The 18,648-nt window shown below is 56.7% G+C and carries 14 protein-coding genes; 6 read left to right on the plus strand and 8 right to left on the minus strand.

All coding sequences use genetic code 11. The features are described from left to right. Positions 1 to 1,341, minus strand: coding sequence for an aminotransferase-like domain-containing protein (locus K2F33_RS03355; RefSeq protein WP_076176191.1), 1,341 nt, complete (start codon positions 1,339 to 1,341; stop codon positions 1 to 3). 142 nt (positions 1,342 to 1,483) lie between these two features. Between K2F33_RS03355 and K2F33_RS03360 the strand changes: the two genes are divergently transcribed. Next, positions 1,484 to 2,431, plus strand: a complete 948-nt coding sequence (locus K2F33_RS03360) for a DMT family transporter (protein WP_263880998.1) — start codon at positions 1,484 to 1,486, stop codon at positions 2,429 to 2,431. Positions 2,432 to 2,632: 201 nt separating this feature from the next. Here K2F33_RS03360 and K2F33_RS03365 read toward each other — a convergent pair whose 3' ends face one another. The 4 genes from K2F33_RS03365 to K2F33_RS03380 form a co-directional block, all read right to left on the minus strand. Next, entirely contained in the window at positions 2,633 to 5,881 is a 3,249-nt protein-coding gene (locus tag K2F33_RS03365) for a DEAD/DEAH box helicase (protein ID WP_263880999.1), read from the minus strand. Next, complete coding sequence (locus K2F33_RS03370) at positions 5,878 to 7,509, minus strand: SWIM zinc finger family protein (RefSeq protein WP_263881000.1); 1,632 nt, start codon at positions 7,507 to 7,509, stop codon at positions 5,878 to 5,880. The genes K2F33_RS03365 and K2F33_RS03370 overlap by 4 nt, the downstream gene beginning before the upstream one ends. A 61-nt stretch (positions 7,510 to 7,570) precedes the next feature. Then, on the minus strand, positions 7,571 to 8,773 hold the full coding sequence (locus tag K2F33_RS03375; protein WP_192717528.1) for an MFS transporter: 1,203 nt from the start codon (positions 8,771 to 8,773) through the stop codon (positions 7,571 to 7,573). Between the two features lie 104 nt (positions 8,774 to 8,877). Beyond that, positions 8,878 to 9,306, minus strand: coding sequence for a DnaJ family domain-containing protein (locus K2F33_RS03380; RefSeq protein WP_263881001.1), 429 nt, complete (start codon positions 9,304 to 9,306; stop codon positions 8,878 to 8,880). 203 nt (positions 9,307 to 9,509) lie between these two features. Between K2F33_RS03380 and K2F33_RS03385 the strand changes: the two genes are divergently transcribed. Beyond that, positions 9,510 to 10,370 (plus strand): CPBP family intramembrane glutamic endopeptidase, encoded by an 861-nt coding sequence (locus tag K2F33_RS03385; RefSeq protein ID WP_116234377.1) that lies wholly within the window; start codon positions 9,510 to 9,512, stop codon positions 10,368 to 10,370. 112 nt (positions 10,371 to 10,482) lie between these two features. Here K2F33_RS03385 and K2F33_RS03390 read toward each other — a convergent pair whose 3' ends face one another. Continuing rightward, positions 10,483 to 11,943, minus strand: a complete 1,461-nt coding sequence (locus K2F33_RS03390; protein ID WP_200634434.1) for an MFS transporter — start codon at positions 11,941 to 11,943, stop codon at positions 10,483 to 10,485. Positions 11,944 to 12,117: 174 nt separating this feature from the next. Between K2F33_RS03390 and K2F33_RS03395 the strand changes: the two genes are divergently transcribed. Then, on the plus strand, positions 12,118 to 12,546 hold the full coding sequence (locus K2F33_RS03395) for a MarR family winged helix-turn-helix transcriptional regulator (RefSeq protein ID WP_089549820.1): 429 nt from the start codon (positions 12,118 to 12,120) through the stop codon (positions 12,544 to 12,546). 123 nt (positions 12,547 to 12,669) lie between these two features. On the opposite strand, the gene K2F33_RS03400 is transcribed toward K2F33_RS03395, so the two are convergent. Then, positions 12,670 to 14,388: an ABC transporter ATP-binding protein gene (locus tag K2F33_RS03400; RefSeq protein ID WP_192717493.1), complete on the minus strand. Its 1,719-nt coding sequence runs from the start codon at positions 14,386 to 14,388 to the stop codon at positions 12,670 to 12,672. 28 nt (positions 14,389 to 14,416) lie between these two features. Continuing rightward, complete coding sequence (locus tag K2F33_RS03405; RefSeq protein ID WP_076176209.1) at positions 14,417 to 14,770, minus strand: glyoxalase superfamily protein; 354 nt, start codon at positions 14,768 to 14,770, stop codon at positions 14,417 to 14,419. Positions 14,771 to 15,046: 276 nt separating this feature from the next. On the opposite strand from K2F33_RS03405, the gene K2F33_RS03410 reads away from it, so the two are divergent. The 3 genes from K2F33_RS03410 to K2F33_RS03420 all read left to right on the plus strand — a co-directional run bounded on the left by K2F33_RS03410 (position 15,047) and on the right by K2F33_RS03420 (position 18,599). Beyond that, a complete protein-coding gene (locus tag K2F33_RS03410; RefSeq protein ID WP_263881003.1) occupies positions 15,047 to 16,189 on the plus strand; it encodes a tyrosine-protein phosphatase in 1,143 nt (380 codons plus the stop codon). Positions 16,190 to 16,415: 226 nt separating this feature from the next. Next, positions 16,416 to 17,489, plus strand: a complete 1,074-nt coding sequence (locus K2F33_RS03415; RefSeq protein WP_076176211.1) for an SPFH domain-containing protein — start codon at positions 16,416 to 16,418, stop codon at positions 17,487 to 17,489. A gap of 12 nt (positions 17,490 to 17,501) precedes the next feature. Then, complete coding sequence (locus K2F33_RS03420; protein WP_263881004.1) at positions 17,502 to 18,599, plus strand: TFIIB-type zinc ribbon-containing protein; 1,098 nt, start codon at positions 17,502 to 17,504, stop codon at positions 18,597 to 18,599. Positions 18,600 to 18,648: the final 49 nt, after the last annotated feature.

Raw genomic sequence — 18,648 nt, forward strand, 5'->3', positions numbered from 1 at the left:
CTACCCGATCTCCCGAATCACCTGCTCAATGCCGGACTCGATGTCCGGCTCCTTCACGCTGGACACATTCAACTTGAGAAGCGGCTCTTTCACAAACGAATCAAGGTAACCCGCATCTGCCGTTTCGACCCGAATGAACTTTTTCTGCAGCCGCTGAATCACCTGACGGGCACGGGCAGCATCCTCCAGTTTCAGATAGGTGTGGACACCCCGCTGCCGGGCCGGCTGGTAGGTAAAGTGAGACGATTGCGTACTTCCTGCATGCAACATGATCGTTTCATGCAGCAGGGCAGATCTTCGCCCATAGCAGCTGCGCATTTTTTTGCGGTGACGCTCAAACATGCCGCTCTTGAGGTACAGCTCCAGGGCCGCCTGGGAGAGCATCGAGCTGTCGATGTCCGACAGTTTTTTATATTGGTTGAAATCGTTCCGAAGCGCCTCCGGGAGCACGGCCACACCGATCCGCAGGCCCGGAAATATGATCTTGGAATAACTCTTTAAATAGACGACATGTGCGGAATCGTCGTACGCATAGATCGGGTCCTCTTTGGCATCCTGCTCCAGATCGGCCATGTAATCGTCCTCGATAACGTAAACGTCGTACTGGGCCGCCAGACGGGCGATAGCTTTCTTTTGCGACCGGTTATAGGATCCTCCCAGCGGATTGTGGAAGCGTGGCACCGTATAGAACCACTTGATCTCCCTGGTCTTAAACATCCGTTCCAGCTCATCCAGATCGATGCCGTCGCCCGACCGCCGGATCCCTTCTGCTTCCATGCCGTACGTCCTCAGGTACTCCATCAGCAGCGGATAACACGGCTGTTCCACCAAAACCCGGTGCCTGCCGTTCGGAAACGGAATACGCGCCAGCAGCCCCAGCGACTGCTGTACCCCGGACGTAATGAAGATACCGCGCTGATCGGTGAACACCTGGTAAGAGGCCAATTGGCGCTGCATCTCGCGGATCAAGGACGGCAGACCCTGAGGCGTGCCGTAAATGAACAAGTCGTTGCGGTACATATCGATCGCTTTATTGATACAATGCTGAAAATCCAGATACGGAAAAATATCCGGATCAGGCGCAGCCGCCGTAAAATCGATCCACCGGTTTCCCGGATTCTGCTTTTTTCCGGACCGCTTCATCACGTAATAACCGCTCTTGGGGGCGGCATAAATCAAATGCTTGTCCTGCAGCTCCTCCAGCGCGCGGATCACCGTGCTTTTGCTGCAATCATAGCGCTTTGACAGCTCCCGGATGGACGGCAGCCTGTCCCCCTCCTTATAGGCGTCACCCGAGATTTGCAGTTCCAAATCGTTGATCAGCTCGGCGTATTTATACATCGTAACGCCTCCTCCCCCGCTCTTTTGTACCGGTACAGATGATGATTATTGATATTGTAGCACAGCCGCGCCCCCCGTAAAATGAAACCATCAACAGGACCGGTCCATAAAGCGCGCGCAGTGATTAGGGAGGTCTGACTTTATGAATGCTTCTTCGAATAAAAAAGCGGTCGCGGCCGCGCTCATCAACGCTTTGATCATCGGATTGTCTTTTATTTTCGTCAAAATCGCGCTCAGCGTATCGGATCCGCTCGACACGCTTGCCCATCGCTTCACGCTGTCCTTTCTGGCGGCATCGCTGTTCGCCTTTCCCGGACGGGCCCGAGTGAAGGAAGTCATGCCCCGGACAGCCGCGCTGCTTCCGCTGGCCCTTCTTTACCCTTCGCTGTTTTTTGCCTTGCAGGCATTTGGGCTGCTCTACGCCTCGTCCTCGGTGGCCGGGATCGTCCAGGCGGTCGTGCCGGTGTTTACGATGATTCTGGCTGCAATCTTCCTCAAGGAACACACGACGTTTGCCCAAAAAATGTTCACCCTGGTTTCGGTGGCCGGTGTTATTCTGATCTTCGCCGTGCCCGGGATCAGCATCTCCTCCGCCAGCCTTGGCGGTGTTCTGCTGATTCTCCTGTCCGCCCTGTCCATGGCGGGATATAATACAGGCGCCCGGAGGATGACGAAAACCTGGCGTCCAAAGGATATGACCTACATCATCACCTTCTTCGGCTTTGTGTTTTTCAACGCCATATCGGTGATTAAGCATGTATCTCAAGGGACGATCAGCCAGTATTTCACGCCGTTCCTGGAACCTAAATTTCTTCTGGCCGTGCTGTACCTTGGCGTGTTGTCCTCCCTGGTGACTTCGTTTCTGACCAACTATGCCCTGTCCCGCATGGAGGCCTCCCGCGTCAGCGTCTTCGGCAGCCTCTCCACCGTTGTGACGATCGCCGGCGGCGTGCTGCTGCTGAACGAGCGTCTGGACTGGTACCACTGGGTGGGAGCTGTCCTGATTATCGGCGGCGTAATGGGTGTGAACCTGAAGCGACAGGGAGTGCGGGCGGATCAGAGCAAGGAGCTTGGGAGCTCCAAAGGATAATGTGTGTTGGGCTTTAACCTTAGTCAGCCACTTGGGCATGAAGGCAGTCCAAAACAAAACAGGCAGCACAGGAATCAAGGATCATGCGTGTCAGGCACTCTAACAGCAAAAAAAAACAGCTGCAATTTCCTGCAGCTGTTTTTCACACCCCAACTAATGATACATGTCTCCAGCTTCCCCTCAGCTTCTCACTTGCTATCCCTACCAGTCACGCCGCAGCGTAAACAGGTCCTTCAGCGCTTCGGTCGACAGCTCGGTAATCCAGCTTTCCGTGCTGGAAATGACATTATCGCTGAGCTGCTGCTTGCTCTCCAGCATCTCGTCGATCCGCTCCTCCAGCGTGCCGAGTGAAATGAACTTGTGCACCTGCACGTCCTTGGTCTGGCCCATCCGGTAGGCCCGGTCCGTTGCCTGGTTCTCCACCGCCGGGTTCCACCAGCGGTCGAAGTGGAAGACGTGGTTGGCCGCAGTCAGGTTCAGACCGACGCCCCCCGCCTTGATCGACAGGATGAACACACCCGGCTGCTCTGCTGCCGGCAGCGACTGTGACTGGAACTGTTCGATCATCCGGTCCCGCGCGGTTTTGGACGTGCTGCCGTTCAGATACAGCACCGGCTCCTGCAGCTCCTGCCCCAGCACCCGCTTAAGCATCTCGCCCATGCCGATATACTGCGTAAAAATCAGGCAGCGGTCGCCCTCTTCCCGCAGCTCCTTGACCATGGCCAGCAGCCGTTCCAGCTTGGCCGAGCGGCTGATAAGCCGTTCTGTGTCGAGCTGACCTCCTGAGGATTCAGCAGCTGTCCGTGCAGCAGCCTCATGCTCTGGCGCCTTTGCATCGGCTGAAGTTTCCGCAGCCAAGCCAACGGCATCAACTGTGCCAGCCGAAGCCCGTCGATCACTTATAGCCGCTTCGCTGCCCTCAGCCTCATGCTTTCCGGCAGTCTCCAGATCACCCGAAACTCCTGGAGCGTTTGAATCACTCAGCAGGACACTTGAGTCAGCCGCACCGTCCGTGCCTGCCGCTGCGCCCGCCGTGCCAGATACCGCGGCCATATCCGCGGGATCCACAAAGTTGTCGACCGATTCCCCGGTCAGGAGCACCGGATGGTCGCAGACCTGCTTGAGCTGTGTCAGGGCCGACAGAATGGCCCCCTTCCGCTGAATGCCCTCCAGCTTCTGCACCCGGTTCATCAGGTCGTTGACCGTCTGATCGTAGAGGGCGCTCTGCTCGGCGGTCAGGTGGATATAGGTTTTCATTTCGTTCTTTTCCGGCAGCTCCAGCTGGATGTGCGGATCCTTCTTCTTCCGCCGCAGCATAAACGGCTTCACCAGCTTTTGCAGCTGCGCCGTCCGCTGCTCGTCCTGATCCCGCTCGATTGGCTGAATAAAGCGGACCTGGAAGCTGCGCAGGCTGCCCAAATATCCCGGGTTCATAAAATCGTACAGCGACCACAGCTCGGAAAGCCGGTTTTCGATCGGCGTTCCGGTCAGCGCGATCCGATGCCGGGCCGGGAAGCTGCGCACGGCGGCCGACTGCTTCGTCTGGGCGTTCTTGATGTTCTGCGCCTCGTCCAGGCACAGCGATTCCCAGGCGAACTCCTTCAGCAGGTCCTGGTCCAGCGTCGCGGTCGCGTACGAGGTCAGGACTACATCGGCCTCGCGTAGTTCTTCGCGGAGCGCCGCCTCGCCCGACCGGCGGCTGCCGTAATGCAGCAGCACCTTCAGCGAAGGCGCAAAGCGGCTGATCTCCTTCTGCCAGTTGCCCAGCACCGAGGTCGGGCAGATCAGCAGCGAAGGCAGACGCCGTTCTCCGGATGCCTCCGCCGTCTCCTTCAGGTGCAGCAAATACGTGATAAACTGGATGGTTTTCCCCAGGCCCATATCGTCGGCAAGGCAGGCGCCCAGCCCAAACCGGCGCAGAAACGCAAGCCAGGAGAACCCGTCGTACTGGTAAGAACGCAGCTCGGCCTGCAGCCCGGATGGAACGTCCAGCTTCGGCCAGGCCGACTTCTGGCTGAGCTGGTTCATGAGCGTCAGAAGATGCTCGTTCAGCTCCACCTCAAGCTCGATCCGAGCCGCTTCATCCGGATCTTCGTCCGCATCTTCTTCCTCGCCATCCTCCCGCTTCCGGGCGCCGGCGTCCTCGTCCTTCCGCTGGAGATGCAGATGCAGAACGTCCTGAAGGGACAAGCCCTGCGAGCTGTCGACTCCTTCCATCATCTGGCCGATCTGCTTGATCAGGCTGGGGTCGAGCGTAATCCATTCGCCGCGGAAGCGAACCAGCCGCTCGTTGCGGGCGACCAGCTCTTTGAATTCGTCCTCCGTAATCTGGAGGTCGCCGATCGACACCCGCCAGTCAAACTGAATGATCGAGTCCAGGCCGAACAGTGAGCTGCCCTGCCCTTTGGCGGCGGCCTCCTCGCCCTCGCCGGCCTTGACCTTGGCCCGCAGCTTCGGCTTCCGCCGGCTGGCGGCTTCCCACCATGCGGGCAGCAGCACCTGCCAGCCCGCATCGAGCAGACGGCGGCTGTCCGCCGTCAAAAACTGCCACGCCGCCGCGTCGGACAGCGGCTGGCCCAGCACGTCGCTGCGCTCCGCAGCCCGCACGCTCGCCGGCAGGCTGGCGCGCAGATGCTCCGCCCACCCGGCGGAGCGCTCGCGGATGTGGGCCGTCCAGACGTCCGGCCACACGCCGGAAGCCTGTCCGTCCGCATCCAGACGGACAGGCACCAGCACCGACGGGTCCAGCTTGTCCTGCAGCACAAGCTGAAGGCGCCAGACGGGCTCGGCTTCGTCCGGCTCCAGCAGCTGCAGCACGGGCCGGAACGGCGCCGCGTCCGCTTTCCAGCCGATCGAGATGAGCCATGCCTGCTCGGTCAAGCCGGCGACGGCCCCCTCTCTCGCGAAGAGCATCGGGTACTCGCGGCGCAGGTCGGAAGCCGTCGCTTCCGTTCCATAGCATTCGCTGAATACCAGCGAAGAGAACGCGGCGCGCAGCCCCTCGGCGAACTCCGGTCCCAGGTCCCTGATCTCTTCCCGCGCTTCGGCATCCAGGCGGGATTCATCCCAGTTCCACTGAAGCTTGCCGGACTGAAACGCGGGCAGGCTCGGGTTGTACCGTTTTTCACGAACGCAGGTCATCAGCGCAGGAGCGAGCCGGATCAACGTCTCGGTCCCTTCGTCTCCCGCCCACTGGATGTGGGCAAGCAGGTCCAGCTGAGCGAAGAACGCGATGACGTACTCGGCCGGCAGAATGACCAGCTCGATGTCCTGCACCTGCTGAACGTCCAGCTGCGTACCGTACAAAGTCTCTTCATGCCAGGCGAACAGCCTATGCTTCAGGTCGATGCCGGGCACGGTTCGGCGCGTTGGCGTCGAGCCGTAGATGAGCGCGTCGCCGTACCCGCTGAGCCGGGTGTGGATCGTGATGGTGTCGGTGTATGGAATCATGGGATCAACTTTCCTTTCCGAAGCTCTTCCTGAAGCGCGCGCAGCCGGCTGTGGCGGCTGGAAAACACGATGATGAATTCTTCCCAGCGCTCCTCCCGCTTCAATTTTTTGTACAGCTTGGCCAGACGCTTGAGCAGCTTGACCGCGGCTTTGTAGCCGGAGCGGTTCTTCAGGAGGACATGCCGCTCCACGCCTTGATGGTAGAAGGGCAGCAGCAGCTCAGGTGCCTGCTTCTCGATCGGCGCAAGCACGCTGACCCGAAACTCCAGCGGGTCCTTGCCGGAGCTGAGCTGCACGTCCATCCACAAGCGCCATTTTTCGTGAGCCAGCAGGTTATCTTCATAAACTTCCTTGGAATACGGCAGCATCCCAGCGAGGGTATGCCACATGGACTCCTCCGCTTCGGGCACATGCCGGACAAAGGTGTTCCAATAGGCGGCATATTCGTGCAGAGGCTCCTTCCGGTGATTGCTGAACAGAGGAGCCAGCCGCACCAGCCATTCCTGCAGGCGGGCCCAATCCCCCGAAGCGGACAGCTCGTCCAGAAAGGAGGTCAGGAAGCCGTGCGGGATGATGGAAGCCTTGTCCGCTGCCTGCAGCCAGGACCAGGCCTGCCGGTCTTCCCCCATCAGGAACGCAATACGGGACTGGGCGAGCATCCACGGCAGCCGGGAGAGCGTATCGCCCAGCTCCTCTTCGGCGCTTTGCAGTTTCGGCATCTCTTCCTCATGCATCCGGGTGTCTGTGACGTTCGGATGGATCCATTTCAGCCAGAATCGGTCATAAATATCGAACAGATAACCTTGCTGCCCCGTTTCCGTCAGCATCTGCCGGCGCAGGTAGTTCAGCGTCTTGGTCACGCGCGGCCACAGATCTGGCTCGGCGGCCAGATCGATCCCTTCGCCAAGCAGCTGCAGCATGCCTCCCCGCAGTTCATCCGCGGCCACCTGCACGTGGTACCCCAAAAATGCCGGAGACCGTCCGCCCGGCACAATTGGCTTGATCAGCTTGATCAGCATATACAGCCTGGCATGGAGCTGATACAGCTGCTCCAAGGCCGGAGTCAGGTCCGGCTTGACGGCGTTGATCGCATGTATGGCGTTTCGGGCATAGTGCGAGTTCTGGCTCGTAAATTCCAGCGGAGTGATGCACAGCTTGAAGAAGGCGTGCCATTCGGAGAGGCTCATCTCCGCCAAATGGGCCGCCTTCTCCCTTAAAGCATCCGCCGCACTTCCCCGCTGCACAGGCCCGAGGTCTTCTTCAGCTTCCGTCTCCGGCAGATGGTGCTGGAGCCTGACGGTCGTATGCGCATTGACAATCGCATGCACGGACCGGCCCTGCCGGCTGACATACTCCAGGAGAGCGGCGATGGAATGCTTGCATCGTTCCCCGACCGGGCAGCTGCAGCGGCTGTCCTGAACCGACTCGGGATTCAGGTGGACACGGTAAGCCTCCCCGCCCTTCACCACGGCCTCAATTTCGCCATCCCCGCCAATCAACAGCTCCGCCACCCGGCCCTGTTTATAATATTGAAATCCGCGTTTGATCGTCAGGTCGTTATAATACTCCGCAACGCTGCGGATCAGCTCTTGCCACTGTATATCGTTTATAGTTTGGTTCACACTCATGATTGTTCATCGTCTCCTGAGAGAGCGTTAGGAAAAAGCGTGAGGAACCCCCACGCTTTCCCTACAGCAGTTCGTTTCTTTTTTTCAAATACCGGTACAGCACGAAGCTGACCGCCGAGCAGATCAGGGCGCATAAGCCGATAAACGAATATCCGGCCTGCAGTCCCCGGACCAGGCCTTCAGGGGTGCCGGCACCAAAAATATGCTTTACGCCGCTCGTGATGGCGCCGATCAGATAATTGCCGATCACGCTGCCGACCCCCATCAGGGTGACGGTGAAGGTGATGGCCGTATCGCTTCCTTTCACGTAACGCTTGGCGATAACCGCCATAACAGTTGGATATATCGGAGCAATGCCGATGCCTGCGGCCGCGAACAGGAACGCGCCCCCTTCCCCGCTGACAATGGCGGCGAACGTGCACAGCCCCGAGAAGCCGGAGAGGATCATCAGCGACAGAATAAAGCCGATCCGGTCCGTTACCGGGCCCAGGAAAAGGCGTGCCAGTGAGAAACACAGGAAAAAGATCGAGAGCATGCCCGAAGCTGCGGTCTGGTCCCAGTGATAGCTTTTCTCCAGAAAATTCACCAGCCAGCTGCCCACGGCCATTTCCGAAATGACCCCGAAGGTCAGCAGCAGCACGATCATCCACAAGGCCCGGTCCTTGGTCAGCATCCACAGCGAGATCCGGTCCTCCTGGACGGTATCGTCGCCCGGAAACCGGCCGAGCAGCGCCGGGATCATCGGAATCACCGCCAGCGCAAGCATCACCATATACATCTCACGCCAGCCGAGCGTCACGCCCATGATCGAAACGGACATTAAACCTGAGGCGATCATCGGCGCCACGATCGAGCTGAGCCCGTAGAAAAAGTGCGACAAGTTCATCATCGTCCCGGTATTGCGCACGAAAATCCGCGCTCCCAGAATCGCCAGGCCGATTTCCAGCATGCCGTTGCCGATGTACATGAAAAAATAGGACGCCGAAAATAGAGGGTATGTTCGCGACAATAAGATGAAGACGCCCGAGAGAACCATCGACCCGAACGAGATCATGCTGACCCATTTGATCCCGATCTTGCGGGTAATATACCCTGTGAAGGAACAAGCCAGCAGATACCCGAGCGAATTGAGCGAGAGCAGGGTTCCAAGCTGCTGCTCGTCGAGTCCGAAATCCGCCTGGATGCGGGGAATCGCCGGACCCTTGATATTTTCCGAAAACCCAAAAATGATGAACCCGATAAAAACGGTCGCCAGCTGCAGCATATAGTTGCGGCCGGCCGGCTTGGCCGTTTTCACGTCGTTCAATTCCGCCTGTGTCTGCAATGATAAATCTCCTTAATCATAAAGTGGATGAACGTTTTATAACATTAAACCCATTTGGGGTAGGCATTCTCCAAATTCGCTCTGGACACCAGCCCCTTCTGCAGCATCGGGTGCGGCACGATCCGGTTATACGTTCTGATTTTGTCGTTAACCGCTTCGAGTTCGGCCCGAAGCTCGTGATCCGAGCGGGGATTGTCAGCCAAACGCTTCAAATCCGCAGCGATTTCCTTCCGCAGCTCGGCCCAGGGAGGCTGATAATTGTTTTTCTTCAAAATGCTGCTGAACACGTCTTCGTCGTCGATCTTATGTGGCTTGCCTTTGCCCGGCAAATCGTCAAACCCGCCACGCTTCGCAAAATCGTCAATAGCCGATTCCACCAGCCCGTAACGTGTGGACATGTTCTGGTAGCGGTCTTCCGCTTCGGCCTTTTCGTCCTGATCTTTCGCTTCTTTGTACTGATCTTCCCGTTCCACCCCAGTCACCTCTCCTTATGCCAGGATCGCCGATCCGTTATTTGGTGCCTATCGCGTATCGTATAACCCCATTGTAGCATACCCCGGTCTTCCCTCAGCATGTCGTATTTCGAAAAGGCTGTAAATTACCGCCAGAGCTTTATAAATTCTTGATAATTGCCTCTTACCCTAACATTAACAACTAACAAGAGAGGAAGTTATTCATGAAAATAACATCTGTTCGCTCCGCGGCGGCATTCAGTGTAACTGTGCTGCTGCTTACCCTGCTGGCCAATCTGTCCGGAAGCATGAATCTCGTCGCCATCAGCCAGCTTGCTCCAATGATCACCGTGCTGCTGATGCTGATCTTTGTATCCGGAAGAAAAGATTCTCTCCGTTCATCGGGGCTCGGCACGTTTGGCGGTCTCCACTGGTATTTTGCCGCCATCTTGTCCATCGTCCCGATTGGAATCGGGTTTCTTGCCGCGTGGGCTTTCGGGATCGTTCAACTTCCGTCAGCCGAATTCCTGAGCCAAGGCACCGCCCGCTTCACCGTTTCCGAATATGCCTGGTATATCACCAAAAGCTCCTGGGTTCCTCAGATGCTGATCAGCATGCTGATCTTTTCCTTCGGAGAGGAAATCGGTTGGCGCGGCTATCTGCAGCCCAAGCTGACCGAGACTTGCGGTATTCAAAAGTCCATTCTGATCACCGCCGCCGTGTGGGCCTGCTTCCACTATCCTTTTTATCTGAACCAATACAATACGGACGGGAATGTGTGGATCAACCTGGTTCTGTTTACTGTCATGATCTTTCCGTTATCCGTATTTATGGGCTGGGTCCGCTGGCGCAGCCGCAGCATCTGGCCGGTCGTTGTCATTCATATGGTCATCAATTTGTCGCGGAGCTGGCTGGAGCAGTTGTTCTTCGATAAAGCTTCGGGCTGGTCTTACGTGGCCGGGGAGAGCGGGATCATTACCATTGCGGTATGGGCGGCCTGCGCGGCTGTAATCTGGATCAAGCTTGGAAAAAGCACCCGGGCTAAAAAAGCACCCGGTGAGCTGTCCGAGGTTAACGCGGGGTAATGCGGGACCCATTTTGCTGAAGTTTTTGTTGCGCTATTTCCTATACCTAAAAAACAACCGTCCTTTTTCGGACGGTTGTTTTCAGTATTAAACTGGCTTTTCATCTTAAAAATTAAGCCTTTACCTCCCGGCGCTTCCCCGCCTTCGCCCGGTACATGCGCCAGCCCGTCAAGGCGGCGGCCACCAGGCAGATGCAGGCTGACGTGCTGAACACGGCGTGCATGCCGCTTAAGAAAATGTCGGGATGCCCCGGCACCAGCCCGGTCACCCGCCGGCCGGCGCGGAGGCTCATGACGTGGAACAAAATCGTCGTTGCTACGGTAATGCCGACGACCATGCCCACGTTCCGCACCAAAGAGTTGACGCTCCCGGCTGAGCCGAGCTGCGTGCGCGGCACTTGGGACATGACGAGCGAGTTGTTCGGCGACTGGAACAGGCCGCTGCCGATGCCGAGCATGGCGATCCACAGCCCGACGAGCACGAGGCTGCTTCCTTCATGCAGCCAGGCCAAGCCGAATTGGGCGATCACCATCACGACCAAGCCGGCAAAGGTGAGAAGCTCCGAGCCGATTTTGTCCGATAAAGCGCCGCTCACCGGCGCCACGATGACCATGCAGATCGGGAAGAGCATCAGCAGGAAGCCGGCGGCAAACGGCGATAAATTCAGCATGTTCTGGGCGTAAAACGGCGCGATGATGTTGAAGCAGAAATTGGCCGTAAAGACGAGAAAGCCGCACAGAATGCTGATGGAGAAGAGCGGATTTTTAAACAGCGACAGATCCAGCAGCGCGTCCTTGCGAACCGCTTCGGTGCGAAGGAAGATGACCAGCGCCACCAGCGCGACGGCAAGAGCGAGCAGAATCCAGACGTTGCCGTATCCGGCCTGCTGGCCGAGCAGCAGTCCTGCGAACAAGGTGATGATAAATACCGCGAACAGCGAGCTTCCCGGCACGTCGATCTTGGCCTTGACCCGGATCAAATCCGCCGGCAGCACCTTCCACCCCATGATGATCGCGATCAAACCGATCGGTACGTTAACCCAGAAAATGTACTCCCATCCGAGCGATGAAATGATGATGCCGCCTAAGGATGGCCCGGCAATGCTCCCGAGAGAAACGAACGTGCCGATCAACCCCAGCGCCCTCCCCCGCTCCTTCGCCGGAAAAATATCAGTCAAAATCCCTTGGCTGTTCGCCATGGTCATCGACGCTCCAAGCGCCTGAATGACCCGGGAGACGATCAGGAACGGCAGCGTTGTGCTGAACCCGCACAGCAGCGATCCGATAATGAAGATGATCGTGCCGATTTTAAAAATACGGATCTTGCCTGCGATATCCCCCAATTTTCCGAAGAAAAGAATGACCGCGCAGATCGCCATCAGGTACCCCGTCGTCACCCATTCGATCTGGGCGATCGGCAATCCCATCTGTTTGGACAGCACCGGCAGGGCGATGTTGACGATGCTTCCATCCAGTGTGGACATAAATGTAAATAAATTCAGAACAATGAGGATGATCCAGCGCTTCTTCTGGATATTCGCATCCTCTTGATACGTCCGCTGTATTGAACTCATGTGGTACCTCCTGCTCCTGTTCATCATTATTAGTTGCACGCGCAACTAATTGGCAGTAACAGTGTACCTTATATTAGTTGCGCTTGCAACCATTTTGAGATAAAATATTTGCTGAACTTGAGTTTATCGTTCCCGTTGTCCCTCCACTTCATGATGAAAGAAGGTGCCGATGTAATGCCAGACAAAGAACCGATTGGCAAGCTGATCTCTTACATCCATCGCCAGAACCAGAAAAGGCTCGCCAAGGAACTGGCTCCTTACGGCATCGGCGGCGGCGGACAGCACAGCTTCCTGAAGGCCATCCTGCATCAACCGGGAATTACGCAGGAACAGCTGACCCAGCAGTTGAAATTCGACAAGGCCACCACGGCCCGTTCCATTAAACAGCTGGAGGCGTCAGGTTATATCGAGCGCAAGCCGGACCCGGATGACCGGCGTTCCCAGCTGCTGTTTCCCACCTCCAAAGCCAAGGAAGTACAGCCTCAGCTGCATGCGATCCTGGATGAATCCAACCGGACTCTAGCCCGGTATCTGACCCCGGAGGAGCATGATCAGCTGATCTCGCTGCTGCACAAAGTCAGCTTGGCCCAAAAAGATGAATAAAGTAAAGGAGCCCCACGGGAATCGTGGAGCTCCTTTTTGAGGATTAAGGAAAGTATCCGCTTCGGAGAATTGGCTTCCTTATATCGCAAGCAATGCCTCCGCTAAATGCGGTTCAATCCGATATTACGAATGCTGTGATTGAGCCAGGTGCAGCCGGCTGTATATGCCGCCGGCGGCAATCAGCTCCTGGTGCATGCCCTCCTCGGCAATACCCTGTTCATTCACGACCATAATCCGGTCTGCGTTGCGGATCGTCGTCAGCCGGTGAGCGATGACCAGCGTCGTGCGCCCCTGCGACAGCTCGGTCAGCGCCTGCTGAATGGCGGCTTCCGTCTCGGTGTCGAGCGCGGATGTTGCCTCGTCCAGGATCAGGATCGGCGGGTTCTTCAGGAACATCCGGGCGATCGATAAGCGCTGCTTTTGTCCGCCCGACAGCTTCACGCCCCGCTCGCCGATGACCGTATCCATGCCCTCCGGCATGGAGCGGATCACTTCGGCCAGCGATGCGCGCTCCGCCGCCTTCCAAATTTCCTCATCGGTGGCATTCAAATTGCCGTATGCGATATTTTCCTTCACTGTCCCGGAGAACAGGAACACGTCCTGCTGCACGATGCCGATGTGCCGCCGCAGCGAATCCAGCTTGATGTCCCGGATATCGATGCCGTCGATCGTAATCCGTCCCCCATCCAGCTCATAGAAGCGCGGCAGCAGGCTGCAGATCGTCGTTTTCCCCGCTCCGGAAGGACCGACAAACGCGACGGTCTCCCCCGCCCGGATCGACAGATCAATATTGTTCAGGATCGGTTTGGCCGGATCATAACCGAAGGTGACACCTTCGTAGCGGATATTGCCTACAACCCGATCCAATTCCACTGCATCCGGAGCGTCCGCAATGTCCGGCTCGGTATCCATGATTTCCAAATACCGCCGAAAGCCCGCGATGCCTTTCGGGTAGCTTTCGATGACCGCATTGATCTTTTCGATCGGACGGAAAAAGACGTTGGACAGCAGCAGGAACGCCATGAACTCGCCCAGCTCGATCCGTCCGCTGAGGAAAAACCAGGCGCCGCACAGCATTACGAACACGGTGACGAGCCGCATCATCATGTAGGTGACCGACATGCTTTTCGCCATCGTCTTATAAGCCATCAGCTTGGTCTGGCGGAAGTTCTGGTTGTCGACGTCAAACAGCTTCTTCTCATGCTCCTCATTGGCAAAGGACTGCACGACGCGGATTCCGCCGACATTGTCCTCGATCCGGGCATTGAAATTCCCCACGTTCCCGAACAGCCGCCGGTACGTCGTGGTCATTCGGCCCCCGAAGTGAATGATCACCCAGGCCATGACCGGGATAATGATAAAGGTCAGCAGCGCCAGCTCCATGTTAATGGAAGCCATCAGCGCAAAGGAGCCGATCAGCGTCATGACCGCAATAAAGACATCCTCCGGCCCGTGGTGGGCCACCTCGCCGACGTCGTTCAGATCATTGGTGATCCGCCCGACCAAATGCCCGGTTTTATGATTGTCGAAGAAACGGAACGAGAGCTTCTGGATATGGTCGAACAGCTTTTTACGCATATCCGTTTCAATGTTGATGCCCAGCATATGACCCCAGTAGGTCACGATATACTGCAGTACCATATTGAGCCCGTAAATGGCCAGCAGCGCCAGACAGGCGACGACGATGATCGCCCAGTCCTTGCTGGGCAGCAGGTTATCGATAAAATGGCTGACGGCCAGCGGAAAGGCCAGCTCCAGCAGCCCGGCGAACACCGCGCACACGAAATCAAGGATAAACAGCCCCTTGTACGGCTTGTAGTACGCGAAAAACCTTCGAATCATGGATGTATCACACTTCCTTGTTGATATTTTACGGCTTGTGGGCCAGGATATTGATCAGTTTCCCAAATGGATCCCGTACATAGAAACGGCGCACGCCCCACGGCTCATCCGCCGGACCGTATTCGATCTGAAAGCCCGCCTGCTTCATACGGTTCAGAGCTTCGTCGACGTCATCCACTTCGATGGACAGGTCCGGCACCGGGGTGCCCGAGCCCCCTTCCGATGCGACGCTGACCTGAACATCCATACGGGCATCGGTCCCATAGGTGGCGATCCATCCGTGGTCCATCCACTTCTCCAAACCGAGCACGTCCTCGTAAAAAGTACGGGCAGCCGCCAGATCCTCCGTACGAATGTTCGTGACAATCCGTTTTACTTTCATCTCCATTCCCCCTGTTCCTTTTACTTCCAAGGTAACTATTCGACACTGGTCGGGAACCCCCTCCCTGTATGCCGAATTTCCTCTGCTCAGACCCACATCCGCAAGAATTCTGTATCATGGTTCGTTTAAATCTGACACCTTTTATCGTGATTTATGTAAATACTGACACAATTTTACCTTCCGCTAATGCTCGGATAACATGATGCCAACACTTCTCCCCCATCATAAAGAGGACAACATGCATTTTTCTAAGACCAGAGGGGGAGAACAACGACCATGATGAAAAAAACGATTCTGCTGGGCACGGCCCTGCTGCTTTCGGCTGCGCCGCTGTCGGCAGCCACGGCCAGCGCAGCTGCACCTGCGGGCAAAGCGCCCGCGTCCGGTATTCAAGCCAAGGCCAAGCAGGGCAGCTTTACCGGGGCTGCCGTGGAACGGGCCAAAGACGGTACGCTGACGCTGCACTGGCAGACCACCGCCAATCTGGGACCGGTTAAAGTTTACTGGAGCCAGAGTCCGGATAGCGGCTGGAAGGAGCTTGCCCGTACCTACGCCTCGTTTGGCGGCCTGCGAACGAAGGATCCGAATCCGGGCAGCCGGGTTTACTTTAAAGTGAAGGCGGCGAGCGGTGCCGTCATCACAACCGCCGAGCGTCTGCTGCCGCTCCAAGGCGCCACCAACTTCCGCGATCTCGGCGGCTACAAAACGGCGGACGGCAAAACGGTCAAGTGGGGCAAGCTGTTCCGCTCGGACGAGCTCGCCGGCCTCACGGCAAGCGATATCGCCTATTTGCAAAAGAGCGGCCTGAAGACGATCGTGGACTACCGCACGGACGAAGAAGTGAAATCCAAGCCCGATCCGGCGATTCCCGGCGCTGCCTATGTCCGCAACCCGGTCTTCGGCCAATCCGGCAGCGGCACCGACATCATGAGCTTCATGGCGAGCGGCGAGTTCGACAAAATGGGTAAGCCCGGCGACGTGTTGACCGCCGCCAACCGCGACATGGTCGACTCCCCTTCGGCTTACGTGAAATTGTTCGACATGATGCTGGATCCGGCATCCGCGGCGCTCGTACAGCACTGCACCGCAGGTAAAGACCGCACCGGCCTCGGATCGGCATTGATGCTGCTTGCACTCGGCGTTCCGAAAGAAACCGTAGTCCAGGATTTCATGCTCAGCAACAAGTACCGCGAAGCATACAACAAGGCGGCTGTGGACGCCATGGTAAAGCAGTTTAATCTGACGGACGAGAATGCGATTGAAGTCATCAAAGCGTTAATGGACGTCCGCCCGGAATATATCAACGCTGCTTTCGACGAAATGACGAAGAAATACGGCTCGATTCAGGGTTTCCTGGAAAAAGGCTTGGGGCTAAGCAAAGACGAGCAGGCAAAGCTGAAGCGGATGTATCTCGAATAGTCGCCTATCCCGGTTCTCCGGATGCGAACATAAAGACGACCTGTGTGGATGAAGCCATACAGGTCGTTCTTTTTTTAGAGATAAGAATGTGTAAACTTCCCCTATCATCCCCGACATATTTTGTCCAATGGTGGCGTATGGTGCTGAACCTTCGTCGATTCGTTGAGACGGACAAACCGGAATCACGTATAATGGAGATAATTGGAATCAAGATGGAGGTTGAACGATGGGTTTGTTTTCTTTTATTAAAGGCCAATTTATCGAGGTTATTGAATGGACGGACAACACCAATGAAATCGTGCACCAGTTTCCGGTCTACGACAAAGCGATCAAAATGGGCGCGAGGCTGACGGTGCGGGAATCGCAGGCCGCGATTTTTCTGAACGAGGGCCAGATCGCCGATGTATTCGGCCCAGGCACGTATACCTTAAGCACGCAGAACATGCCGGTTCTGACGGCGTTAAAATCATGGAAATATGCATTCAATTCGCCGTTTAAGGCAGATGTGTATTTTGTAAACACGCGTAATTTCACGGATCAGAAATGGGGAACGACCAACCCCATTATGATGCGGGATCCTGAATTCGGAGCTATCCGGATGCGGGGATTCGGCAGCTACGCGTTCCGCGTGCAGGACCCGGCCTTGTTTCTTAAGGAAATCTTCGGGACCCAGTCCTCATTCGGTTCGGATCAAATCGGCGGTTATCTCAAGTCGGTGATCGTATCCGGTGTGAGCGACCTGATTGGCGAGGCCAAAATTCCGATCATGGATATTGCGGTGCAGTACGACGAGCTGAGCTCCGCCCTCCGGACCAAGCTGGAGCCGATTTTCAATGGCATGGGTCTGTCCCTGTCCGGATTTTTTATCGAAAACATCTCCTTACCGGAAGAAGTCGAAAAAATGATCGACCGGAAGTCATCCATGAGCATTGCCGGCAATCTCGATCAGTACATGAAGTTTCAGGCCGCCGAATCGCTTCGCGATGCAGCCAACAATCCCGACAGCGGGCTTGCTGGCGCCGGGGCAAGCCTCGGGGCGGGCATGGCCATGGGGCAAATGTTCAATCAAGCGATGAAGCCTTCGGCGGATGCTGTAGAGCCCCAGCCTGCCGCTCCTGCCCATCCGGCGTCCCCCGTTGATACCGAGCCCTGCGCCCAATGCGGACACGGGCTCAAACCCTCCGAGAAATTTTGCCCGGAATGCGGTACGCCGCGGCCGGAGAAAAAATTTTGCACGGAGTGTGGGGGCAGCTTGAGCAGCACGATGAAGTTCTGTCCGAGCTGCGGCAATAAAGTGTAGAGGAGAGCGCTTATGTCCGTCGAAGCACCGATCCGCTTCCCCTGCTCGGGCTGCGGGGCGCAAATGATTTTTGATACCGAAACCCAGCAGATGAAATGCACGTATTGCGGAAGCCTGGCTCCCATTGAACAGCCCCGTTATCCGTCCGAGCCTACCGAATATGAGCTGGATTTTGCGGATGAACAAGATCAGGCCTTGAAAGACTGGGGGACCGAGCAGCAGGCGGTGCAATGCGAGAACTGCGGGGCCCAGATGCTCCTTCCTGCCGCGCAGACGGCGGCTCTATGCGCCTTTTGCGGCTCCCCCAAGGTCCTGCCCCAAGGGGATCCGGACAGCATACGGCCCGAATCCATCATCCCCTTTCACATCTCGAAGGATGAGGCGAACGCCCTGTTCCTGAAGTGGAAGAAGAAAAAATGGTTCGTGCCGGGCGCCTTCAAAAAGCAGCAGACCCGCTCGAATGTTTCCGGCATTTATGTCCCCTTCTGGACCTTTGATGCCCAAACCGATTCCGACTATTCGGCAGAAGTTGGTACCTATCATTACCGCACTGAGACGCGTACCCGGACGGTTGACGGGAAAACAGAGACGTACGAGGAGCAGGTTCGGTACACCGTGTGGCACTGGACATCCGGCTCCTACGATCGATTTTTTAACGATGTGCTTGTTCCTGCTTCCAAACAGCACGACACCCGCCTGATGGAGCAGTTTGACGATTTCAGCCTAGAGGACCTCCGACCATACAAGCCTGAATATTTAAGCGGTTTTGTGGCCGAAAGGTATACCGTGCCCTTGCGTGAGGGTTGGAGCGACGCGGTATCCCGGATGGACGACAGCCTGGAAGATTCGATACGCCGGCAAATCGGCGGGGACGAACTGCGCAACCTCAGCATCGATACCCAATACTCCGAGCGGACCTACAAGCATATCCTGCTGCCGCTTTGGAATGCCTCTTACACGTACAAGGAGAAGGTTTATCGGTATATGGTCAACGGAGAGACGGGCAGCATCAGCGGCAAGGTCCCGCGCAGCGGATGGAAAATTACGTTTTTCACCCTTTTCTGCGTGCTTGTGGCCGCCGCCATTATTTTGTATTTTTATCAATCCTAAATGTGCCTGTTGGTCGGATTCATAACATTCGCCAATCATAAAATAGAAT

This window comes from Paenibacillus sp. PSB04 (assembly GCF_025809195.1).
In the GTDB taxonomy this organism is placed as follows: domain Bacteria; phylum Bacillota; class Bacilli; order Paenibacillales; family Paenibacillaceae; genus Paenibacillus_AQ; species Paenibacillus_AQ favisporus.